17 protein-coding genes and 1 pseudogene are annotated in these 23163 nt (G+C 72.5%); 5 read left to right on the top strand and 13 right to left on the bottom strand.

Going from position 1 to position 23163, the window contains the following annotated elements:
* Positions 1–6 precede the first annotated feature (6 nt).
* Positions 7–711: a winged helix-turn-helix transcriptional regulator gene (locus tag IE145_RS06630; protein ID WP_189519751.1), complete on the bottom strand. Its 705-nt coding sequence runs from the start codon at positions 709–711 to the stop codon at positions 7–9.
* An 85-nt stretch (positions 712–796) separates the two neighbouring features.
* On the opposite strand from IE145_RS06630, the gene IE145_RS06625 reads away from it, so the two are divergent.
* Complete coding sequence (locus IE145_RS06625; RefSeq protein WP_189519749.1) at positions 797–2008, top strand: pyridoxal phosphate-dependent aminotransferase; 1212 nt, start codon at positions 797–799, stop codon at positions 2006–2008.
* Between the two features lie 370 nt (positions 2009–2378).
* On the opposite strand, the pseudogene IE145_RS06620 reads toward IE145_RS06625, so the two are convergent.
* The 4 genes and pseudogenes from IE145_RS06620 to IE145_RS06605 all read right to left on the bottom strand — a co-directional run bounded on the left by IE145_RS06620 (position 2379) and on the right by IE145_RS06605 (position 7661).
* Positions 2379–2464: pseudogene (locus IE145_RS06620) on the bottom strand.
* Positions 2465–2498: 34 nt separating this feature from the next.
* On the bottom strand, positions 2499–3230 hold the full coding sequence (locus tag IE145_RS06615) for a DUF7873 family protein (protein WP_065480779.1): 732 nt from the start codon (positions 3228–3230) through the stop codon (positions 2499–2501).
* A 43-nt stretch (positions 3231–3273) separates the two neighbouring features.
* Positions 3274–4653: an SWIM zinc finger family protein gene (locus IE145_RS06610; RefSeq protein ID WP_189519747.1), complete on the bottom strand. Its 1380-nt coding sequence runs from the start codon at positions 4651–4653 to the stop codon at positions 3274–3276.
* A complete protein-coding gene (locus IE145_RS06605) occupies positions 4650–7661 on the bottom strand; it encodes an SCO1167/SCO6262 family helicase (RefSeq protein WP_189519745.1) in 3012 nt (1003 codons plus the stop codon). The genes IE145_RS06610 and IE145_RS06605 overlap by 4 nt, the downstream gene beginning before the upstream one ends.
* Before the next feature lie 372 nt (positions 7662–8033).
* On the opposite strand from IE145_RS06605, the gene IE145_RS06600 reads away from it, so the two are divergent.
* Positions 8034–8390: a hypothetical protein gene (locus tag IE145_RS06600; protein WP_189519744.1), complete on the top strand. Its 357-nt coding sequence runs from the start codon at positions 8034–8036 to the stop codon at positions 8388–8390.
* A 37-nt stretch (positions 8391–8427) separates the two neighbouring features.
* Here the strand turns inward: IE145_RS06600 and IE145_RS06595 are convergent, their stop codons facing one another.
* Positions 8428–9126: a class I SAM-dependent methyltransferase gene (locus IE145_RS06595; RefSeq protein WP_189519742.1), complete on the bottom strand. Its 699-nt coding sequence runs from the start codon at positions 9124–9126 to the stop codon at positions 8428–8430.
* 138 nt (positions 9127–9264) lie between these two features.
* Between IE145_RS06595 and IE145_RS06590 the strand changes: the two genes are divergently transcribed.
* A complete protein-coding gene (locus IE145_RS06590) occupies positions 9265–9603 on the top strand; it encodes a DUF6343 family protein (protein WP_189519740.1) in 339 nt (112 codons plus the stop codon).
* Between the two features lie 12 nt (positions 9604–9615).
* Here IE145_RS06590 and IE145_RS06585 read toward each other — a convergent pair whose 3' ends face one another.
* The 3 genes from IE145_RS06585 to IE145_RS06575 all read right to left on the bottom strand — a co-directional run bounded on the left by IE145_RS06585 (position 9616) and on the right by IE145_RS06575 (position 16551).
* On the bottom strand, positions 9616–13506 hold the full coding sequence (locus tag IE145_RS06585; protein WP_189519738.1) for a WD40 repeat domain-containing protein: 3891 nt from the start codon (positions 13504–13506) through the stop codon (positions 9616–9618).
* A gap of 209 nt (positions 13507–13715) precedes the next feature.
* Entirely contained in the window at positions 13716–15932 is a 2217-nt protein-coding gene (locus IE145_RS06580; RefSeq protein ID WP_189519736.1) for an outer membrane protein assembly factor BamB family protein, read from the bottom strand.
* 10 nt (positions 15933–15942) lie between these two features.
* Positions 15943–16551, bottom strand: coding sequence for a toll/interleukin-1 receptor domain-containing protein (locus tag IE145_RS06575; RefSeq protein WP_189519734.1), 609 nt, complete (start codon positions 16549–16551; stop codon positions 15943–15945).
* Between the two features lie 124 nt (positions 16552–16675).
* Between IE145_RS06575 and IE145_RS06570 the strand changes: the two genes are divergently transcribed.
* A complete protein-coding gene (locus IE145_RS06570; protein ID WP_189519731.1) occupies positions 16676–17863 on the top strand; it encodes a helix-turn-helix domain-containing protein in 1188 nt (395 codons plus the stop codon).
* A gap of 74 nt (positions 17864–17937) precedes the next feature.
* Here IE145_RS06570 and IE145_RS06565 read toward each other — a convergent pair whose 3' ends face one another.
* The 3 genes from IE145_RS06565 to IE145_RS06555 form a co-directional block, all read right to left on the bottom strand.
* Positions 17938–18330 (bottom strand): tetratricopeptide repeat protein, encoded by a 393-nt coding sequence (locus IE145_RS06565; protein ID WP_189519729.1) that lies wholly within the window; start codon positions 18328–18330, stop codon positions 17938–17940.
* A 126-nt stretch (positions 18331–18456) separates the two neighbouring features.
* On the bottom strand, positions 18457–19059 hold the full coding sequence (coaE, locus tag IE145_RS06560) for a dephospho-CoA kinase (RefSeq protein WP_189519727.1): 603 nt from the start codon (positions 19057–19059) through the stop codon (positions 18457–18459).
* 31 nt (positions 19060–19090) lie between these two features.
* Complete coding sequence (locus IE145_RS06555) at positions 19091–20029, bottom strand: PAC2 family protein (RefSeq protein WP_079134204.1); 939 nt, start codon at positions 20027–20029, stop codon at positions 19091–19093.
* 233 nt (positions 20030–20262) lie between these two features.
* Between IE145_RS06555 and IE145_RS06550 the strand changes: the two genes are divergently transcribed.
* Complete coding sequence (locus tag IE145_RS06550) at positions 20263–21267, top strand: right-handed parallel beta-helix repeat-containing protein (RefSeq protein WP_229825373.1); 1005 nt, start codon at positions 20263–20265, stop codon at positions 21265–21267.
* 108 nt (positions 21268–21375) lie between these two features.
* Here the strand turns inward: IE145_RS06550 and rpsA are convergent, their stop codons facing one another.
* Positions 21376–22890 carry a 30S ribosomal protein S1 gene (rpsA, locus tag IE145_RS06545; protein WP_006123726.1) on the bottom strand — a complete coding sequence of 505 codons (1515 nt, stop codon included), beginning with the start codon at positions 22888–22890 and terminating at the stop codon, positions 21376–21378.
* Positions 22891–23163: the final 273 nt, after the last annotated feature.

Genomic DNA, 23163 nt, shown 5'->3' with positions numbered 1-23163 from the left:
GACCGTTCACTCCCCGCGCAGCTCCGCCGCGAGCGGGCTTTCGCCCAGCACCTCGACGCGGCCGTCCTTCACCGCCTCCGCGAGGGTCACCCCGCCCCGCGCCAGCTCCAGGCAGACCTCCGCGCCGAGGACGAGCCGGGCGTCGGGGCGCTCGGCGGGACCGTAGCCGTACACCGCCCCGTACGCCTCCCCGCCGGGCGGCACAGCTCCCGCTCGCCCATCGACACGGAGGTGGAACTCCCCCTCGTCGAGGCGGACTTCGAGCACGCCCTCCCGGGTGAGTCCGGTCAGGGCACCGAGCAGCGGCAGGGCGAACCAGTGAGCCCGCACCGCGTCGGTCGGGCGGCGCTCGGCGAGGGCGGGCGCACCCCACTCGGCGAGGGCGGCGAGCACCGGCAGCAGGCCCAGGCCGCGCTCGGTCAGCTCGTAGACCGACGCGGCGGACGGGGGCGGCAGCTTGCGGCGCAGGGCCAGCCCGGACTGCTCCATGTCCTTCAGGCGGGAGGCCAGCACGTCCGTGCTGACCCCGGGCAGGTCGGCGTGCAGGTCCGTGTACCGGCGCGGTCCGCCCAGCAGTTCACGGACGATCAGCAGGGTCCACCGGTCGCCGACGGAGTCGAGGGCGCGGGCGGTGGCGTCGAACTGGTCGTAGCTCCGGCGGCGGACGGGTCGGGCCGCTGGACGTGCTGCTGGCTGCTGCTGACGTGGCATGCGACGCAGTCTAGACATGTTGTTGGACTTTCCAAGCTCAAGCTTGGTAAAACCAAGTATCGCAATTCGGCTCGGGAGGCAGCGCATGGAGTTCCGGCAGTCCAGCAAGCTCAACGAGGTCTGCTACGAGATCCGGGGCCCGGTCATCGAGCACGCCAACGCCCTGGAGGAGGCGGGCCACAGCGTGCTCCGGCTCAACACGGGCAACCCCGCGCTCTTCGGCTTCGAGGCCCCCGAGGAGATCGTCCAGGACATGATCCGGATGCTGCCGCAGGCCCACGGCTACACCGATTCGCGTGGCATCCTCTCGGCCCGGCGGGCGGTGGCCCAGCGCTACCAGTCGATGGGGCTGACCGAGGTCGGCGTGGACGACGTGTTCCTCGGCAACGGGGTCTCCGAGCTGATCTCGATGGCCGTGCAGGCGCTGCTGGAGGACGGCGACGAGGTGCTGATCCCGGCCCCGGACTTTCCCCTGTGGACGGCGGTGACCACGCTCGCGGGCGGCAAGGCGGTGCACTACGTCTGCGACGAGGAGTCCGACTGGAACCCGGACCTCGCCGACATGGCGTCGAAGATCACCGACCGGACCAAGGCCGTCGTGATCATCAACCCGAACAACCCCACCGGCGCGGTCTATCCGCGCGAGATCCTCGACGGCATTCTCGATCTGGCCCGGCGGCACGGGCTGATGGTGTTCGCCGACGAGATCTACGACCAGATCCTGTACGACGGCGCCGAGCACCACAGTGCGGCCGTCCTCGCCCCGGACCTGGTCTGCCTGACGTTCAGCGGTCTGTCGAAGACGTACCGGGTGGCCGGGTTCCGCTCCGGCTGGATGGTGGTGTCGGGCCCGCACCAGCACGCCCGCAACTACCTGGAGGGCCTGACGATGCTGGCCTCCATGCGGCTGTGCCCCAACGCGCCCGCTCAGTACGCCATTCAGGCCGCGCTCGGGGGCCGGCAGTCCATCAGGGAGCTGGTCGCCCCGGGCGGAAGGCTGCACGAGCAGCGCGACCGGGCCTGGGAGCGGCTGAACGAGATCCCCGGTGTCTCGTGCGTGAAGCCGAAGGGCGCGCTGTACGCGTTCCCGCGCATCAACCCGAAGGTCCATCCGATCGTCGACGACGAGAAGTTCGTGCTGGACCTGCTGTTGCGGGAGAAGATCCAGGTGGTGCAGGGCACCGGATTCAGCTGGCCGCGCCCGGACCACTTCCGCATCCTCACCCTTCCCTACGCCGACGATCTCGACGCGGCGATCAGCCGCATCGGCCGCTTCCTCGACGGATATCGCCAGTGACCTGTGCCCTCTGCTCCGTCCCCGCCCCTACCCGGTTCGCCACTCCGGAGCTGGTGGGGGCGTGTCGCTGGGAGCGGCGGAGACGTCGGAGACGGGAGCGGGCCCGGAGGCGTAGCCGGCCTCCGGGCCCTGTGAATGCCACCCATCTGGCACGCCGGCACGTTTAAGGGTCCGGGTCAGTCATGATGTCGTCGCGTCCTGCCTTTGGACCACCGCAGATCGGAGCTCTGCGGGCCGGACTTGAACCGGCATCTCGACGCGCGCGGGCCCGGGCCCGTTCGATCCGGCGATCGGCGGCGAATGCTGAGTCTGGAGCAAGAGTCTGAGATTGACGGCGGCTGCCTCTGCCTGCTTGGGCTACTCCGGCCCGTGCCGGAGGGAGGAGTCGAACCTCCACTGGTACCGCGCCTTCACGACAAGCTTCAGTTTCAGCTTGCGCTCCTCGCGCACCCCGGCCGCCTGAGACGGCGGCCGGGGAATCCATGGTCGGTCACCCGAAGAGGTAACCGAATACCGCATCACCCACCCGCTGGTCGGTGACCTCCGCGCCGTTGGCCTCCTCGCGGGCGAACTTCACGGCCTGCTGGAGCTTCTCGATCCGGTCCAGCAGTTCGTTGACGCGCCGCGCGGGCAGCGCCCCGGAGAACTTGACGGTCGTCCAGTACCCGACGGGGATGTCCTCGTAGTACACCTCGACCTGCGCCGGGTGCTTCTCGGTGGCCTCCGCCTTCACATGGTTGCGGGGGACCTTCTTGGTGCGGAGCGTACGGACCGGCTCGGTCTTCCAGGAGTCGGTCGACGGGTCCTGCACCCAGGCCTCGGCCGCGTCCAGGACGGGCAGCTTGCGGACGAAGGTGTTGAGGTCGGTCAGCTGCTTCTCCAGGAAGAGCAGGTACGCCACCGGCACCTCGCTCACCAGCACCCGGCCGTCGACCTTCACATCGGCCCGGGCCGAGCAGTTCGCCCAGTCCTTCGTGGCGGTCACATCGAAGAGGCGGGTCAGCGTCGTCGCGGTCTCCCGCAGCACGTCCTCGGCCTTGACCTGGACCAGCGTCGACTCGGGCGGAAGCTGTTCGCCCTCCTCGTCCTTGGGCTGGTAGGTACGGGAGATCCCGGCCAGCAACGCGGCCTTCTGGAGGCCGTGATGGGCCGCCGTCAGGTCCTGGTGCGCCTTGGACTTGACGCCCTTCTCCACTGCGATGATCTGATTGAGTTTCGCCACGTCGAGGACGCTAACAGGGGCAACTCCCCGGTGGCCAAGGGTTTTACCGTACGTAGTGGAGGTCGTCGTCCCCGGCGGTGTCCGGGATGGAGTCGCCGGCGAGCAGCGCTTCGAGGGCGGAGACCGGGTCGGGGTCCGGGGCGGCGCGCGGCCACCAGTCGTCGGCGCCGGGGTCGGACTCGTAGCCGTACCAGCGCAGGTCCTGGCCGAAGCGGAGCTGGAGCGAACCGGCCGGGTGGGTGAGGTGGTTGCGCCAGGGCGTGAAACGCGGGAACCCGGCGGCGGCGAGCGCGGGCCTGGCCCGGTCGAAGGGACCGGCGGGCGGGTCCCAGGGCGTCTCCAGGGCGGCCAGGCCCTCGGCCTCGCCCTGGCGCCAGGCGGCGACGGCGCGGGCCAGGTCGGTGGTGGTGCGGCCGGTGGCGTACGCCAGCTCGCGGTAGAGCGCGCGAGTGGTGGCCGTGAGCCCGGCGGTCGGACGCGCGGCGGCGATACGGACGGCGTCCTGCCACTCGGTCAGACCGGCCAGCGGATCGCGGCCGGTGGTCAGCAGGGCGTGGGCGCGAGCGACGGCGTCGGTGGCGAGGTGGTCCAGGCCCAGCGGGTCGCGGGCACCGGGCAGGTCCGGGTACGACGGCGGCTGGCCCGGGTGCGGCGGGACGGGGCGGGGCGCCGGGAGCGGCGGCAGGAAGCGGGCGGCGAACGCCTCGTCCGCCGCGACCGAGGGCATGGCCGGGGCGGCGGGGCGCTCGCGGGCGGAGTGTTCGGCGTTGCGCCGGGCGAGCGCGTCCAGCAGTTCGCGCTCCCCCCGGCCGCGCATCAGCAGCAGCACGAACGGGTCGCTGTCGAGCAGCAGCGCCGTCTGGAAGCAGAGGGCGGCGACATGCTTGCAGGGCCGCCCGTGGTCGGGGCAGGTGCAGCTGGGGTCGAGGTCGTCGGCGGCGGGCAGCAGCCGGACACCCGCCTCTTCCGCTGTCCGGGCCAGGGAGTGCGGCATCTCCTTGGCCAGCAGCGCGGACAGATGGCCGGGCCGGGCGGCGACCGCGTCGAGCAGGGCCTCCCAGCCCGGGTCGGCGAAGGTGCGCAGGCGCAGTTCGGCGCGGTAGGGGCGGGCGCGGCTGCCGTGCACATAGGCGACGACCCGGCCGGGGGTGACGGTGATCGCGGCGACCTGGCCGTCGTCGGCGTACGCCCGGCCGCGGGCGAGACGGGCCTCGTCCATCGACAGGGACTCCAGGGCCTCCACCCAGGCCCGGCCCCACCAGCTCGCGGCGAACGGCTCGCCATCGGCGGAGGTGCGGGCGGGCACCGCCTCGAAGGTGCGCCGCAGATCGTCCGGGCCGATCCGGGCGCGCGGAGCGGATCTGCGGGCGGCCGGGCCGGTGGTCGGGCGCGGGGCGGGGCCGGTGGTCGGGCGCGGGCTCATGCGGGCCTCCGCAGGGACACGAGGTCGGCGAGGTCACGGTCGCTCAGCTCGGTCAGGGCGCTCTCCCCGCTGCCGAGCACCGCGTCCGCCAGGGCCCGCTTGGACTCCAGCAGTTCGGCGATCCGGTCCTCCACCGTGCCCTCGGCGACGATCCGGTGGACCTGGACGGGCTGGGTCTGGCCGATGCGGTACGCCCGGTCGGTGGCCTGCTCCTCCACGGCCGGGTTCCACCAGCGGTCGAAGTGGACGACGTGGGCGGCGCGGGTGAGGTTCAGCCCCGTGCCGGCCGCCTTGAGGGAGAGCAGGAAGACGGGGACCTCGCCGGCCTGGAAGCGGTCCACCATCCGCTCCCGCTCGGCCACCGGCGTGCCGCCGTGCAGGAGTTGGGAGGGGATCGCCCGGGAGGCGAGGTGCGCGGAGAGGAGCCGCGCCATCGACACGTACTGGGTGAAGATCAGGACCGAGCCGTCCTCGGACAGGATCGTGTCGAGCAGTTCGTCGAGGAGGGCGAGCTTGCCGGAGCGGCCCGCGAGCCGGGTCGGCTCCTCCTTCAGATACTGCGCGGGGTGGTTGCAGATCTGCTTGAGCGAGGTCAGCAGCTTCATGATCAGGCCCCGGCGGGCGATGCCCTCGGCCGCCTCGATCTGCGCCATCGTCTCGCGGACGGCGGCCTCGTAGAGCGTGGCCTGTTCCCGGGTGAGGGGGACGGGGTGGTCGGTCTCGGTCTTGGGCGGCAGCTCGGGGGCGATGCCGGGGTCGGACTTCCTGCGCCGCAGGAGGAAGGGGCGCACCAGCCGGGACAGCCGCTCGACCGCCTCGTCGTTGCCGAGACCGGCGGCCGTGTCCGTGCTCTCCACGATCCGGGCGTGCCGGGCCCGGAACGCCTTGAGCGGGCCGAGCAGGCCGGGAGTCGTCCAGTCGAGGAGCGCCCAGAGCTCGGAGAGGTTGTTCTCGACGGGGGTGCCGGTGAGGGCGACCCGGGCCGGTGCGGGGATGGTGCGCAGCGCCTTGGCGGTGGAGGAGTGCGGGTTCTTGACGTGCTGCGCCTCGTCGGCGACGACCAGCCCCCAGCTCTGCTCGGCGAGCTGCGCGGCGCTGGAGCGCATGGTGCCGTAGGTGGTCAGGACGAACCCGCCGTCCGGATCGCTCAGGGTGCGGTCCGTGCCGTGGAAGCGGCGCACGGGCACGCCGGGGGCGAAGCGGTTGATCTCGCGGTGCCAGTTGCCGAGGAGGGAGGCGGGGCAGACCACGAGGGTGGGCGCGGGGTGCGCCCGGTGCAGATGGAGGGCGATGAGGGTGATGGTCTTGCCGAGGCCCATGTCGTCGGCGAGGCAGCCGCCGAGCCCGAGCGAGGTCATCCGGTCCAGCCAGGCCAGACCGCGCAGTTGGTAGTCGCGCAGGGTCGCGTCCAGGCCGGGCGGCGGGGCGATCGTCGTGTCGTCGGCGAGGAGGCGGGTCCGGAGCGCGGCGAGGGCCCCGGCCGGGACGGCGTCGACCCGCTCGCCGTCCACCTCGGCGCTGCCCGTGAGGGCGACGGCGAGCGCGTCCACCGGATCCAGGAGCCCCAGCTCCCGCTTGCGCGCCTTGCGTACGAGGGCGGGGTCGACGACCACCCACTGGTCGCGCAGCCGCACCACCGGGCGGTGCGCCTCGGCCAGGACGTCCATCTCCGCCTCGGTCAGCCGCTCGTCGCCCAGGGACAGCTGCCAGTCGAAGGCGAAGAGGTGCTCGGCGTCGAAGAAGGACGTGCCATCGGTGGCCGATCCGGGCGCGGGCCGCACGACCGCGGCGGCGGTGAGCGAACGGGCCAGCTCGCGCGGCCAGCGCACCTCGACCCCGGCGGCGGCCAGCCGGGATCCGGCGTCGCTCAGCAGCTCGTACAGCTCGTCCTCGGTGATCGCGAGGACATCGGGGACGGGCTGCCCCAGGAGGCGTTCCAGCGGGGCCCAGACGCGGGCGGCGCGGCGCAGGGCCAGCACCGCGTCGACCTGGGAGCGCGGCCCGAACGGCTCGTCCGCCCCGCCGTTCCACAGGGCCGTCGCGTCCACCACGTACGTCGGGTCGGCGAGGCTGTGGACCTGCACGATCGCGGCGGCGGCGGGGCGGACCGCCGGGTCGTCGGCGTGCTCCGGCCCGGTGGTCCCCGTCTCCTCGCGGGCGGCGGTGAGCGCGTAGGTGTCGGCGGTGTCGAACAGCTCGTACGCGGAGAGGTCCAGGCGCAGCGAGACCCGCACGCCCGCGTCCAGGCCCGAGGCCACCTCGACGGCCCAGGCCGCGGCCTGGGGCAGATGCTGGGGCTCGCGGGCGGCGAAGGGCGCGCCCATGGCGAACGCGGCGGCGGGGGTGCGCGGCAGCGTGTCGGCGACGGCGTCCAGGAACGCACCGGTCAGCGCCTCGGGGGCGGGGAGCCGGGGCGGCGCGGAGCCGGGGACCGGCACCGCGTGCCCTTCGGGCGGCAGGGCGGCGGCGACCGCCCGCAGATGGGCGACGTCCTCGGCGTCCGAAGGACCGGCCCGCCAGGCGTCGTGGCCGTCCGCCGTGAGTCCGGGCAGGAGCCGGCCTCGGGCGACGAGGTGGAGGGCGTGCAGGGCGGCGGCCCCCCAGCAGCGCGTGGCGGGGTGGGCGGACGCCTGCTGCCGGGCCCGGACGAGGAGGGGCAGCGCGTCGGCCACGGACAGCACCGCCGCGGGCACCTCGGCGGTCCGGACGCCCCCGGGGCCCGCGGCGTCGTCCGGACGGGCGACCGTGAGCCGGGCGGAGGTGTACGGGACGGTGTCGGGGCGCGCGGAGGCGTCCGCGTACGCGAAGGACGCCCCGGCCACCTCCGGTGCGCCGTCGTCCTGCCACGGGCCGGCGTCCGCGAGCGGGTCCCAGAAGGCGATGCGGCCGTCCCGGGGCACCGGGCCGGGCAGGAAGACCGCCGCACAGCGCAGCAGGCGGGCGACATCGGCGGTCCGGGGCGCACCGGAGGTGTCCGACGCCGCGCCTTCACGGGTCCGCTCCGTCATGTCCACTCCCCCTCCCGCTCGATCCCCGTATCCGGGTCTCCGGTCTCCGTCGGCACGGAATGTGCTGACTCCGCGAGTCTAGGCGGGAGGTCTGACACTGCGGACGCCCGCAGCATCGCCGCAGCTCAGCGGTTGGCCAGACCCCGCAGTGGTACGTCCGGGCGTCCCCGGCTCGGCGAGCGGGCCGCCACGCTCGGTGACAGGCGAACGGCTGTGACCGGTGGAACCGCCGTCGCCCCGCGGCTCGCCCGGTCGGCCGCGCCCGGGATGCCGGGGTGGGCCGGGCCGGGCAGGGTGGCCAGCGCCAGCACGTCTTTTCCGACGTACCGACTTCGCCGGACGAGCACCGGACGAGCAGAGAAGGACCCGCCCATGTCCGTGACCGCTACCGTTCCCCGCCGCCGACGCCGCCTCGCCCTCACCGCCGGAGTCGCGCTGCTCGCCCTCGCCGCCACGGGCTGCTCCGGGCTCGGCCGCACCGCGGTGGGCCCGGTGACCTACACGACGGAGCGCGAAGCGGTGATCCAGGTGAACAGCCCGTCGGTACGCGGCTGCCACCGGATCGCCCCGGCCGGGGCCCACGAGGTGGAGAACGGGACGCTGATCGACGCCATCATGTACCGCACACGTGACTGCACGGGTGGCAGCACGATCTATGTGCCGACCGGGGTCACCGATGTGACGGCGCCGGGCAGCGAGCCCTGGCGCAGCTACAGCTTCGTGCACTGAGCGCCAGGGCCGGGCGGGCGCGGGCCGGCCCCTCCGGTCAGAGTGCGGGGCGGGCCAGCAGCCAGGTGCCGTCGTCGGTGAGGGTGCGGTCCACCGTGAGCCCGGCCGCCGCCAGATGCCCGGCGAGGTCCTGGTCGGACAGCTCCCGCGACAGGAAGGTCTGCGTCCACCGCGCGTCGTCGAAGTGATACTCCGCGCGCACCGAGCGCACACCGTCGCCCACCGGATCGGCCGAGACGATCCGGACCAGGCACCCGGACGGGTCGGTCCGCTCCCACGGCAGCTCCGAGCGGTGCCCCACGCCCTCGCGCTGGACGAGGACGATCCCGTCGTCCCGCACATGGGCGCGGCAGACACGCAGCATCCCGTCGCGCACCCGGTGCTCGCCCGCGTGGACCAGGAACGAGCCGAGCAGCACCACATCGAACCGCTCGGCGCCCAGGTCCAGCGACTCGATGGGGCTGCGCACCGTGCGTGCCCCGACGATCTCCGCCAGCATCTCCGGCGACTCGTCCACCGCCGTCACCCGGAACCCGCGCCGCACCAGCGGGTGGGTGACCCGGCCCGCCCCGCAGCCCAGTTCGAGAATGCTCGCCCCCTCGGGGGCGACGCCCGCGATCACCTCCGGCTCCTCGCCGACGGCCAGCCGGCGGTACAGCTCGACCGCGCACCCGTCCGGCGTGATGGCTCCGGGACCCGTCCCCGCGTACCCCTCACGTACCAGTGATTCGCCCATGGAGGAGGAACGAGCCGTCCCCGGGCGCGGTTCCCCGCCGCCTGTCCGCCACCGTTCCGGCCGCCGCTTTTCGTTCCGGCGCTTTTCGTCCCGGCGCTTTTCGTCCCGGCGCTTTTCGTCCCGTCGCCCGGTGGGTCCATGCTGGAGAGTGAGGTGATCGCCATGCGTACGGGCAGTGAACCCGTGACCGCCCGCAGTCCTCTCCGGATGCGGCTCTGGCTGAGCCTGTGGGGAACGGCCTGGGCCCTCTTCGGCCTGGTGGCCTTCTCGATGAACGGGCGGCCGGGCTGGGCGGCGGCCTGCGCGGTGGTGCTGCTGCTCGCGGTGGTGGACCTCGGCGTGATCACGTACCGCATGCGCCAGGGCCCGCACTACCAGCCGGGCCGTGACGTTCCCCCGTACGAACCGGACCACGGCGACGGCCGACCGCGCGGTCCGGGGCCCAGCACCGACGGCGGCCGGCCGGGAGGAGGATGAACCCAGCCCCCTTCAGGACTCCTCACAGGGCGGATCGTAGGGCGGTAGGACGACGTACCGTTTCCACTCCTCCTTGCCCAGCGCGCCGGAACTCGCGGCGCAGATGCGGCTGATGGAGGACTCGACATCGAGGTCCCAGAGGGTGGCCACGCCGTCGTCGGTGGTGGCCGCCAGGGTCCGGCTGTCGGGGCTGAACGCGAGAACGGCGACGAATCCGGTCTCCACGGCCAGCGGCCGTCCGATGGCGGTGGGACGGTCCGGATCGGTGACGTTCCACAGGTGGATGGTGCCGCTGTCGGTGTGGCCGCCCGCCGCGAGAATCTTCCCGTCCGGGCTGAACTCCACGGACCACAGGCTGCCGCCGGGGACGGTCAACGGCTTGCCCCTGCGCTTGAGGTGGTGGGGGTCGGTGGAGTCCCAGAGGGTGACGACGCCGCGGCTGTTCCCGGTGGCGAGCGTACGGCCGTCCGGACTGAACGCCACCCAGGTGCTGGTGGCGGCCGGCTGGTCGATCTTCTTCCCGACGCGGACTCCGGGCTGCTCGGTGCTCCACAGTCCGACGGTGCCGTTGCTTCCGTCGCCGCCGGCCGCCAGGACCGATCCGTCGGGACTGAAGTCCAGGGACAGCACGGACCGCCCGCCCGAGCCGGAAACGCCGGACGCACGGGCGGGGTGCGCGGGGTCGCTGACGTCCCACAGGGCGATTCTGCCGTCGCGGTTGTCCCCGGCAGCGGCCAGGGTGTCGCCGTCGGGGCTGAACGCGACGGCGAAGATGAGCCCGTCCGCCCCGGTGAGGGGTTCGGCCAGCCGAACGGGACGGCTGGGGTCGGCGATGTTCCACAGCGTGACGTCGCCACCGCTGTCGCCTGCGGCCAGGGTGCGTCCGTCCGGGCTGAACGCCACCGCGTTGACCGGCTCCTCGCGGGCCGGGAGCGGCTCGCCGCGCGGAACCGGGTTGTTCGGGTCGGCGGTGTTCCACAGGGAGACGGTCGCGTTCTGGTTCGCCGCGGCGAGGGTGCGTCCGTCCGGGCTGAACGCCACGGAGGCCACATTCCCTCCCGCGCCGGGGATCCGGGTCGGCGGCAGACTCCACAGGTCGACGTTGCCATCGGCGTTGGCGGCGGCGAGAGTCCGGCTGTCCGGGCTGAACACCAGGTCGGTCACCTGGGAACCCGGGCCGGTCAGCGGCCGGCCCAGGAGGGTGATGGACTGGGGATGGGTGACGTTCCACAGATGGATGCTGTGGTCGGCGCTGCCCGCCGCGAGGGTGCTCCCGTCGGGGCTGAACGCCACCGCGAGGAGGGGCTGGGCGGGGCCTTTCAACGGCTTGCCCAGGCGGGTCGGGCGGTCGGTGCCGGCCCCTTTCCACAGGTGGACCGAACTGTCCCTCGCCCCGGCGGCCAAGGTCCGGCCGTCGGGACTGAACGCGAGAGCCTTCACGGCGCTCCCGGCCCTCACGGTACGTCCGCGGTCGGGGCGGGCCGGGTCGGTGAGGTCCCACAGGCCGATCGTGCCGGCTTTGTCGTCGCACGCCGCGGCCATGGTGTGTCCGGCGGGGCTGAAGGCGATCCGGCGGGAGAAGACATCGGGACAGTGGAGGTTCACCGGCTTCCCCACGGGGCGGGCGGCGTCGGGGCGGGTGACGTCCCACAGACTGACCAGGCCCGCATGCCATTCGGCCGCCAGCGTCCGGCCGTCGGGGCTGAACGTCAGCGACTCGACGGTCGTCGCAGCGTCGAAGCCCCGGACGCCAGGACTCTTCAACCGTCCGAGCAGGACAGGGTGGCTGGGGCTCCTCAGGCTCCACAGTTCGGTGAATCCTCCGGAACCGCCGTCGCCGTGGTCGCTGGTGTGGCCGCCGATGGCCAGCACCCGGCCGTCCGGGCTGAACGCGAGCGACCGGATCGACGTCACGGAACGGTCCACCGGCACGGGCCGGCCCAGTGCGACCGGGCGTCCGGGATCGGACACGTCCCACAGCCGGACGAGGTTGTGGCGGAGGTTCCCGGCCGCCAGCATGTGCCCGTCGGGGCTGTAGGCCACGGTCTGCACCCAGTCCGGCGGGCCGGGGAGGCGGGTGGCCAGGGGCGTGTTCGCGGTCGTGATGAGCCGGGACGCCGCATCCCGCGTCGGGGCCATGCGGTAGGAAGTCAGCGCGAGTTGGGCGGACAGCGATGGATCGGTCGGCGCCAGCTGTACGGACGCGGAGATGACCGCGGCGTTGATCGCCTTGTCGCGTTCCGCCACTGCCTCGTCGGTGGCCTTCCTGGCCTCGGCCTCCTGCCGGAAGGCGAAGACGGCGGCCATCGAGGCGACCACGGCCAGGGCGGTGATGGTGGCGACCGCCGCACGCCGCAGGTGCTGCCCACGCCTCTGGTGGCGGCGGGCGGCCGCCAGGAACGCCCGTCCGGAGCCGCTGAGTTCCGTACCGCGCGTCTCCGACCAGGCCAGGGCGGCCGCCAGCCGGTTCCCGCGATACAGCGCGGCGGCCTCCCGGCCGGCGTTTTCCCAGACCGCGGCCGCCTCCTCCACCTCCTGGCGTACGAGGTTCCCGTTGCGGTCGTGCTCGATCCAGCCCCGCAGCCGGGGCCAGGCACGGATGAGCACCTCGTGGGTCATCACGACCGTGTCCTGGTCCCGCGTCAGCAACCGGCCCCGGGTGAAGTCGTCCAGGACTCTGGCGGCGGCCTCCGGGTCCGGGGCGTTGCGCAGCAGTTCGTCGTTCCGGACGCGGCGGCGGCTGTCGTCGGCGTCCCGCCCGACGATGACGAGCCGCAGGAACACCCACCGCGCGGCCTCGTGACAGGGCGGCGGCAGAGTGTCGTAGAGCCGGTTCGCCGTGGTGGCGATGGCGCCCTGGATACCGCCGGTCACCCGGTATCCGTCCACGGTGAGGGTGTGGCCGTGACGCTGCTGCCAGGTGGCGCGCAGCGCGTGCGCGAGCAGGGGCAGCCGGCCCGTGCTGCCCGTGCCGGCCGGCCCGTCCACCGCGCCCAGGTCGGCCAGCAGTACCTCGACCAGGCCGTCCTCGACGTCGAGTCCGACATCGGCGGCGGGGCGCCGGATCGCGTCCTTGAGTTCGGCCTGCGTCATCGGCTCCAGCAGGACCGGTCCGGCCCGGAGCGCCTCCCGGAGCTGCGGATGTGCCGTACAGGCGGCGTAGAAGTCCGCGCGTACCCCCAGCACCACGACCGCACCGCCCTCGGGCCGGGCGAGACGGTCGAGCACGTCGATGAACCATTCCCGTTCGGTGGCGTCACCGCAGGCCGTGAAGACCTCCTCGAACTGGTCGACCACGACGACCAGGCCGGTGGATCGGGTGCGGTCGGACACCGTCTCCTCGGCTGCGGTGAGCTCGCGCAGCTCGGCCACGCACTGTGCGGGATCGGCCCGCCACTGCGGCACCGTCCGCCGGGCGGTCTCGGCGTCGAGCCCGGCGGCGGCCGCCACGGCCAGGGCCGGGGAGGCCGTCGGGGTGAGCAGCAGCCGGGGCCAGGTGCTGGAACCCGCCACCGGAAGCCGGCCCTCGACCAGGGCCGGCAGTACCCCGGCCGCGAGCAGGGACGACTTGCCGGCCCCCGAAGGGCCGATCAGCACCAGGGGGCCGCCCTCCCGCATCCGGGCGTCCATCCGCTCGCACACGAGGTGGACCATGCGTTCGCGGCCGTGGAACCACTGCCGGTGCTCGGCGCCGAACGGGGCCAGGCCCGGATACGGGCACGGGACCCGGTCCGCACCCGGGCCGGGCACGGTTCTGCGGCCTTCGTCGCCGTGGCGCACGTGGAGGTCCCGGCCCGCCTGGTAGACGCTGCCCCCGCCGGTCGCACTCGCCCTCTGCTCCTTCGGCTGCCAGCGGGGCGGCCTGGCGGGGGGCGGCGGGGCGCCGGTGTTGTTCTCCGTCACGGCCGTCCGCCCCTGGTGGCGCTCAGGGCCCGGCCGCCCGTCGCCGGCAGGCCGATCGGGCGAACCGCGGCCGTCGTCGCCGGCGCGGCGAGTTCCACGCTCGTGTCCATGTCCTCTTCTTTCTGTTCCCCAGCGCCCGACGGTCGTCCTCACCACCGGACGGCCGTCCTCGACGCGCGTCGGCCGTTCTGACCACCCGACGGCCGTCCTCAGCGCCCGTCGGCCGCGATCGCGGTCACGGTCAGATGGGAGGCAATGAACACCCGGTCGCCGCCCACCGTCCACCGGAATCCCACGTCGGGCTGGCTCGGGTCGCTGTACTTCCATCTGGCCCTGCCGGTGGCCGCGTCGATGGCCCACAACGTCTTGGCGCCGTCCGTGGCGAAGACGGTGTCGGCCGAGCACTGCGCGTGCCTGCCGCCCAGCCCGAGGGAGGCCCTGAAGATGTTGGCACCGCCCGTGTCACTGGCTCCGTCGAGCTTCGAGATCCACCGGGGCGTGCCATCGGCCGTGGCCAGGGCCACCAGGTCGCTGCCGACCGGTACGTAGACGGTCGCGCCGTCCGGGCTGGAGAACGGCGCTCCCAGGCTGACCCGGTCCCCGTTTCTCGCCTCGAAGCGCTGGTGCCACTTCTCGGTTCCGGTGGCCGCGTCGACGACGGAGAGCGTGTCGCCCTTGCCGGAGGCGAAGAGGAAGTGCCCGTCCGCGTAGCCGGTCAGCGGCCAGCCGGAGGTGAAGTAGGACGAGGGGTGTCGGACGGGCTTCCTCCAGCCGCGGGCGCCCTTCCGGGCGGCGTCGATCATCTGGACCCGGCCGGGCTGCTTCGCCGGGATGGCCGAGGCGGCCAGCAGACGAGAACCGGTGGACGGCACGAGTACGTTGTTGATGTCCGTGCCCTGGACCTGCCACAGCTTCTTCCCGGTGGTGGCGGCGAACGCGCGGATGTAGCCGGTGACCGGGTCGTGGACCGAGAACTTCCCGTCGTAGTCGTTCACCTTGCCGCATACGTAGACGATGCCGCCCGACGCCGCCAGGTACTGCCTGCCGTAGTTCGACACGATCTTGGCCCCGCCCGGATCGCTCGCCGCGAGGCTGACCGTCCACTTCACCTTTCCGTCGGCGGCGTCGAACGCCGCCAGCAGGTCCCACTGACCCGGCGTCTCGCAGAGCAGGTAGAACACTCCGTCCGCGTAGGCCGTGGGGTGCGTGCCCGAGTTCGCGCCGAAGCTGTTCCTCGCGTTCAGCGCGTCGAACGCGCGGTCTCCGCTCGCGGCCTCCATGAACGAGGTGGCCTTGTCCGTGACCACCATGACCACCTTGTCGGAGGCTTCCAGACAGGTGGGGGCGCGCTTCCCGGCCCGTGACCAGGCCTTGGCGGCGTCGGGCCCGGCCAGCACGACCGGTTCTGGCCCGTCCGAGGATGAGGGCGACGCGGAGGGGGCGGACGTGGTGCGCACGTCTGACGGACGGGTGGGCCGCGCGGTGGTCCCGAGTCCGCCCGCCCGGCCCTCGGGGGGCGGTGTCGGATCGCCGGAGAACGCGAGTGCCGCCGCCCCGCCGCCGAGCAGAGCCGCGCCTCCGGCCAGCGAGATGATCAGGTTCCGGCGGCTGACACCTGCCCCGGGGGCGCGGACCGGACGTGGAGGAACGGGCCCCTGGACGGCACGGGCGGAGCCGACCGCCGCGGCCGCCGACGCCATGTCGGCGGTCACCGCCGGCGGCAGCCAACCTCCTTCCGGTGCGGGCAGCCCCTGGTGCTCCAGGTAGTCGACGAGCTGCTCGGCCGTGGGGCGGTCCGACGGTTCCGGGTACAGGCAGCCGCCGATGACCTCGCGCAGCGACGCGGGCAGGGCGTCCGTGTCCCGCTCACCTCCGGTGGCGGCGTACAGCACGGTCGATCCGAGGTCGAACATGTCGTCCGTGGGCGACGGCGGCGGACTCGCGGTGGCCCCCACCAACCCCAGGACGCCGATGCGGGGGCCGTCCATGGTCAGCAGCACCGCGTCCGGATCCACCTCACCGTGGGCCGTTCCGGACCCGTGGAGTACGGCGAGCGCTCGGGCGAGGCCGTCGGCGAGCACGCGCAGAGCCGGCTCTCCCAGGGCCCCGTGCCGGTCCACCGCGTGCCGGAGCGGCAGCCCGGCGGTGAACCGGGTCGCCACCCAGGGAACCGGTGCGTCGACGTCGGCATCCACCACGGGTACGAGGAAGAGTCCGGACAGGCTCCGTGCCGCCTCGACGGCGGCACGTAAGCGGTCCCGGAACTCCGGGTTCGCGGCCGGTTCGGGTCCCACGACCGTGACCGTGACCAGCAGTCCCTCGTCCGTGCGGGCCGCGAAGCTTTCGCCTCCGCCGACCGTGCGCCCGCTTCCGAGCAGCGTGTACGGCCCGATCCGACGCTTCCGCTCGGCTCCTGGAACCTCCATCGTCAGCCCCTCACGTCAGGTTGATCGTCTGGTCACGGGCCGCCTGGTAGGCGCTGCCGCCGCCGGACACATGGGCCGTCATGGTCGTGGGCGGGCCGGGTTCCCCGGCCGGCGTCGTGCCCGGCCCGGGGCCGGTGGCGGAGTCGGTGGCGGCACCGGTCAGGAGCGCCGTCAGCGCGTCGCCCAACTGCTCCAGCCCGTCCGGCAGATGGGTCTCCGGGACCCGGAGGCACTGGAGTCGCCCCAGCTCCGCGATCTCGACCGGCAGTTCCGAGGGGCCGGGCAGCATGGTCGCGTCGCCCAGGAGCACCGGGACCACACGGTTTCCCGCCCGCAGAGCCGTCGCGATCTCCCGACGGACCCAGTCGTGATCCCGGTCCAGCAGCCGCACACCGTCCTCGTTCCGCGCGTCGAGCCACTCCGGCCCGATCAGGACGCACATGAGCTTGCATTCGGCGGCCTGGTTCACCAGCACCTCGGCGAAATCGGCACCGGGCGGGATCGACTCGCTCGACTTGAAGACCTCCTCGGCCCCCAGGCGGTCGGACAGCGCGCGATAGACGCGCTCCCGCATCCACCGGGAATCCCGTTTACGAAAGCTGAGGAATACGCGCGGCACAATTTCCCTCTCTTCAGCAGGAGTTGACTGCGGGGATGGTGCTCACCCTAGGGGCGGGGCAATCCCCGGGCGGCTATTCACCGAGGATTGAATAGCCGCCGTACGTCTCCGTACGCTGGCGGGTATGGATGCGGCGGAGCGCACAGCGGGGACAACCTCGGCGGGGGAATCCGGCGGCACGCTGCTGCCGCCGGGCGACTTCGGCGTCGTCCTCGCCACGCTTCGGGCACGTCGCGGCTGGAGTGTGCGTGAGGTCGCCCGGCGGGCGAACGTGTCCGAGGGGCAGATCTGCAATCTGGAGAGCGGGCTGCGCAACCCTTCGCCCGCCGTGGCGGCGGCCTGCGACGCGGCCTTCGGGGCCGACGGGGAGCTGGCCGAGCTGGCCGGGTCCGGCCGCCGCGGCCCCCGGGACGGCGGCATCGTCGACTCCGGCCCGGTGGTCTCCGGGTACGAGCGGGTCCTGGGAGAGCTGAAGGGCATCGGCAGATCGACCGGACCGAGGTTCGTCACCGCTTCGATCAAATCGATCATCCGCGTCCTGACGGACACCGGTCAGCACGCCGTCGGTGAGCAGCGTGCCGAGATCTGGTTGCTGGCGTCGAAGTTCGCCGAATACACGGGGTGGATGGCGCAGGAGGCGGGAAATTCCGCGGAGGCCCTGCGCTGGACGAATCTCGCGGTCCGCTGGGGTGCGTACGGCGGGGACGAGACGGTGGCCGCGTATGCCCTGACCCGCAAGGCGTTCATCGCCCAGCACCGCGGCGACTCCGGTGCGGCGATCGGGTTCGCGGATCAGGCGGCCCGGCATCCGGCGGCCGGCCCGGCGATCCGCGCCCACGCCGCACGGCGCGCGGCTCTGGGCCATGCGCACCGTGGTGACGCCGGGGCCTGCCGGGACGCGTTGGAGCGGTTCCGGAGCCATGCCGCCGAGAACACCGACGGCCGTCCACCGCACTGGGGTCCGCGCATCGGGAACGGCGGTTCACACCTTCTCGAAGCATCCTGCCTGCTCGGCCTGCGCCGCTTCGGCCCGGCCGCCGATCTTTTCGCGTCCGCGTGCGGACCGGCCGTCCTGTCGGACGGCAACTCCAGGGCGCGCTTCGCGGTACGGCAGGCGACAGCCCTGGCCGGCATCGGCCGGCTCGACGACGCGTGCGGGATCGTGGACGCCACCCTGCCGGCGATCAGACGCATCGACTCCGCCACGCTCCGCGCCGAGCTGGCCCGTTTCGTGGCGGAGGCCCGGCCCCGCGGGGCCGGGCCCGGTCAGCTCGCCCTGATCGGCACATCGGCCGCCCTCGCGGCCGGCTGACCGCACGGAGTCGGGCAGGCTGCTCGCGCAGGATTCCGGCCATCGCCCCGTCAGGGATGCGGACCGTCGGCCCGTCAGGGGTGCGGACCGTCGCCCCGCTGGTCCCGCTCGTCGAACTTCGCCGCCCGCAGGTACTCCGGCTTCGGATCCAGCGCCGCCGCCAGGCGGAAGTGCCGGGTCGCCCGCTCCGGGTTGCCGGACCGTTCGAAGGTGCGGGCCAGGGCGAAGTGGGCGAACGCGTTGTCCGGCTCGCGCTCCAGCACCAGCTCGAATTCCAGCTCGGCGGCGCGTAGTTGGGCGGCGGCGAAGAAGGCGCGGGCCCGCAGCAGCCGGGCGGCGGTGTTCTCCGGGTGCGCGGCGATCACCGAGTCGAGGAGCTTGACGGCGCCCCGGGGGTCCCGGGCGTCGAGCAGGTGCTCGGCCGCACGGAAGTCGATGACGTCGGTCTCCGGGTTCCTCTCGGGCACGGTCGCGTCCCTTCCTCTCCTCGCGATCTCCTCGCGCGGGTCCTTCGTCGCTTCGTCGCTTCCTCGCGCGGGTCCAACGTCCGCCGCGGCCGACCTGTTCCGCCGGAGCGCTTGCGCCGACCGTACTCAGCGGGCGGCGGCCCTGCGGACCAGTTCGTCCCAGACCTCGCGGACCCGGGCCTCCAGGGCCTCCCGCGGCCCGTCGTTGTCCACGATCAGGTCGGCGACGGCCCGGCGCTCCTCGCGGGTGGCCTGGGCGGCCATCCTGGCACGGGCGTCGGCCTCCGTCATCCCGCGCAGCGTCACCAGCCGGTCGAGCTGGGTCTCGGCGGAGGCGTCGACGACGACGACCAGGTCGTAGAAGGGGGCGAGCCCGTTCTCGGTGAGGAGGGGGACGTCGTGGACGACGACGGCGTCCTCGGGGGCCGCCCGTTCCAGTTCGGCCGCGCGGGCGCCCACCAGGGGGTGGACAATCGCGTTGAGGGCGGCCCGCCGCTCGTCGTCGGCGAAGACGAGCGCACCGAGCGCCGGGCGGTCCAGGGTTCCTTCGGCGGTCAGGACGCCCGGCCCGAACTCCTCGACGACGGCCGCGAGTCCGGGCGTGCCGGGCTCGACGACCTCGCGGGAGATCAGGTCGGAGTCGATGAGGACGGCCCCGTACGAGACGAGCAGCCGCGACACTTCGCTCTTGCCGGCGCCGATGCCGCCGGTCAGGCCCACTTTCAGCATGGGCCGCAGCCTACGGGCCGGTCCCGGGCGGTCAGCCCTCGCCCTCCCGCTCGGCGAGGAACCGCTCGAACTCCCGGCCGATCTCGTCGGCGGACGGCAGGTCGACGGGCTCGGCGACGAGGTTGCCGCGCGTCTCGGAACCGGCGACGGCGTCGTACTGGTGCTCAAGGCCCTCGACGAGGGAGACGAGCTCCTCGTCGCCCTGGCCGATCTGCCGGTCGATCTCCGTCTGGGTGCGGTGCGCCTCGGTCCGCAGGGAGTGCGCGAGGGCGGGCAGCACCAGACCGGTCGCGGCGGTGATCGCCTCCAGTGCGGTGAGCGCCGCGTCCGGGTAGGCGGACCGGGCCACGTAGTGCGGTACGTGGGCGGCGACCCCGAGGACGTCGTGACCGGCCTCCATCAGCCGGTACTCCACGAGGGCCTCGGCGGATCCGGGCACCTGGGCCTCGTCGAAGGGGCTGCGGTGGCCGGGCATCAGGTCGGTGCGGTTGCCGTGCGGGGTGATGCCGACGGGGCGGGTGTGCGGGACGCCCATGGGGATGCCGTGGAAGTTCACCGCGAGCCGCACGCCGAGGCGCTCGACGATCTGCTCGACGGCGGCGGCGAACCGCTCCCACTCCACGTCCGGCTCCGGGCCCGACAACAGCAGGAAGGGCGCTCCGGTGGCGTCCTGGACGACCCGGACCTCCAGGGCGGGGGCTTCGAAGGACGCCCAGCGGTCGCGCCGGAAGGTGAGCAGGGGGCGCCGCGCGCGGTAGTCGACGAGCCGGTCGTGGTCGAAGCGGGCGACGACCTGGTGCGGCAGCGTCTCCAGCAGGCCGTCGACGATCTGCTCGCCGGTCTCACCCGCGTCGATGTAGCCGTCGAAGTGGTAGAGCATGACCAGGCCGGCCGACTCCTGCGCCAACGCCATGTCGACGACGGCCAGGCCCTTCGGCTCCCATTCGTACAAACTCTGCGGATCAGGCACGGTTACCGCTCCTCCTCGTGTTCCTAGACAAGAACACGACCGGCGTCACGAGCATTCCCCGCGTCCTGGCCCTTCCCCGGCGGGGGCGGGTCACGGCGCGTCAGTTGCCGGTGGTGCGAAGCCGCTTCACCGCTTCCGGCGCCGCCCTCGCCGATCCTGGTCCAGACCTTGACGCACTTCGCCGCCACCCCTACCGTCACTGGGCAACACGTTCAGACACGCATCCCGCATTCATGTACGAGAACACGTGGACCCCTTCGACGGGAAGGCACCCCCCATGCGCACCCGCTCCCCCCCTCACCGTCCTGCTCGCCGCCGCCCTGGCGGCCGGTGGCCTCACCCTGACCGGTGCCGGGCCCGCGAACGCCGCGGTCATCGAGGTGAGCACCGCGGCCCAGCTCAAGTCGGCGCTCACCACCGTCTCCCCCGGCGACACGATCCGGCTCGCCGACGGCACGTACACCGGCAATTTCAAGGCCACCCGGCCCGGCACCCCCGGCGCGCGGATCATCCTCACCGGCTCCAGCAGGGCGGTCCTGACGGCGGGCGGCGGCTACGGGCTGCACCTGAACGGCGCCTCGTACTGGACGGTCCACGGGATCACGGTCAGAGGCGGGCAGAAGGGCATCATGGCCGACACGGCGAACGGGGTGGTGATCGACTCGGTGACCGTGCACGACCTCGACATGGAGGGCGTCCACTTCCGCAGGTCCAGCCGGGACGGCGTCCTGAAGAACTCCCGGATCTACGACACCGGGCAGAACGGGCGCGGTATGGGCGAGGGCGTGTACGTCGGTTCGGCCGGGGATCTCTCCGACCGGAGCGACAACGCGCAGATCCTGAACAACACCATCGGGCCGGACGTCGGCGGCGAGTCCATCGACATCAAGGAAGGCACGACCGGCGCCCGCATCATCGGGAACACCTTCGACGGCCACGGCCTGACCGGCGCCAACTACGACGACTCCTGGGTCGACGTGAAGGGCAACAACGTGCTGGTCGAGGGCAACAAGGGGTCGCGCACCACCAACAACGGCTACGAGACCCATACGCAGCGGAGCGGCTGGGGCTGCGGCACCGTCTTCCGGAACAACTCCTCGGACCTGACCGGGGCCACCGGCGGCAGACAGCTCGCCATCAACGTGACCAACCACAGCTCCGGTTGCCCCACCACGGTCCACGCGAGCAACACCGTCACCGGCGGCAAGGGGCTGACCAACATCGCCGTGACGCCGTGACGTCATGACGGACTGCATACGCGAGTGAGGCCCGCCCCCCGAAGGGGACGGGCCTCACTCACCGCTCTCTACAGCTACCGCAGCCGATGAGCCGCCGGGGTCAGAGCGTCAGCTCTGGCCGCCCGCGAGCTTCTCGCGCAGCGCGGCAAGGGCCTCGTCCGACGCCAGGGCGCCGGAGTTGTCCGCCGACTCCGAGGAGTACGAACCGCCGCCACCGCTGCCGCCGGAGGCGGCCGGAGCAGCGCCGGCCGGGGCCGCAGCGCCCTCGGCCGCAGCGGCCTCGTCGGCCTCGCGGGACTTGATGACCTGGGCCTGGTGCTGCTCGAAGCGCTGCTGCGCCTCGGCGTACTGGGTCTCCCAGACCTCGCGCTGCGCCTCGAAGCCCTCGAGCCAGTCGTTGGTCTCGGGGTCGAAGCCCTCGGGGTAGATGTAGTTGCCCTGGTCGTCGTACGACGCGGCCATGCCGTACAGCGTCGGGTCGAACTCGACCGAGGCCGGGTCGCCACCGAAGGACTCGTTGGCCTGCTTCAGCGAGAGGCTGATGCGACGACGCTCGAGGTCGATGTCGATGACCTTGACGAAGATCTCGTCGTTGACCTGGACGACCTGCTCCGGGATCTCCACGTGGCGCTCGGCCAGCTCGGAGATGTGGACCAGACCCTCGATGCCCTCGTCGACGCGGACGAACGCACCGAACGGAACGAGCTTGGTGACCTTACCCGGGACGACCTGACCAATCTGGTGCGTACGGGCGAACTGCTGCCACGGGTCTTCCTGCGTCGCCTTGAGCGACAGGGAGACACGCTCGCGGTCCATGTCGACGTCGAGGACCTCGACGGTGACTTCCTGGCCGACCTCGACAACCTCGGAGGGGTGGTCGATGTGCTTCCAGGACAGCTCGGAGACGTGCACGAGACCGTCGACGCCACCCAGGTCCACGAAGGCACCGAAGTTGACGATCGAGGAGACGACGCCGGAGCGGACCTGACCCTTCTGCAGGGTGGTGAGGAACGTCTGGCGAACCTCGGACTGGGTCTGCTCGAGCCAGGCACGGCGGGACAGGACCACGTTGTTGCGGTTCTTGTCCAGCTCGATGATCTTCGCCTCGAGCTCCTTGCCCACGTAGGGCTGGAGGTCGCGGACACGACGCATCTCGACGAGCGACGCCGGGAGGAAGCCGCGGAGGCCGATGTCGAGGATGAGACCACCCTTGACGACCTCGATGACGGTACCGGTGACGATGCCGTCCTCTTCCTTGATCTTCTCGATGGTGCCCCAGGCACGCTCGTACTGAGCGCGCTTCTTCGAGAGGATCAGGCGGCCTTCCTTGTCCTCCTTCTGAAGGACCAGGGCCTCGATCTCGTCGCCGACCTTGACGACCTCGTTCGGGTCGACGTCGTGCTTGATCGAGAGCTCGCGGCTCGGGATGACACCTTCGGTCTTGTAACCGATGTCGAGGAGAACCTCGTCCCGGTCAACCTTGACGATGACACCGTCAACGATGTCGCCGTCGTTGAAGTACTTGATCGTCTCGTCGATCGCCGCGAGGAACGCGTCCGCGTCGCCGATGTCGTTGACCGCAACCTGCGGAGTGGTGGCGGTGGTCTCGGTGCTGCTCGTCATGTGGGAAAGGGCTCCGGTACGGACAGAGAGTCGTAGGTACTGCTACGCCGAAAGCCCGTATCGCCTCTGCAGAAGCCGGACAGCCTGGAAAGCGCGCAATCCGTTTCCGGAGAGACGCCTCGACAACCGAGGGGACATGCAACAGACGCGAGCGCGGCCTGCTAGGTCTGAGGCGCGCAGGCTCGCAGCGCAACTTGTAGCATACGGGGGCAGCCGGACAGGGTCAATGCGCGAAGGCGCACACCCGGGGCACATCGCCCCATTCCCGGCGCA

Origin of the sequence: Streptomyces sindenensis (assembly GCF_014649035.1) — a bacterium.
Taxonomy (GTDB): domain Bacteria; phylum Actinomycetota; class Actinomycetes; order Streptomycetales; family Streptomycetaceae; genus Streptomyces; species Streptomyces sindenensis.
Note: the sequence above shows the minus strand (reverse complement) of the source record. Positions and strands in the feature narration are given on the sequence as shown.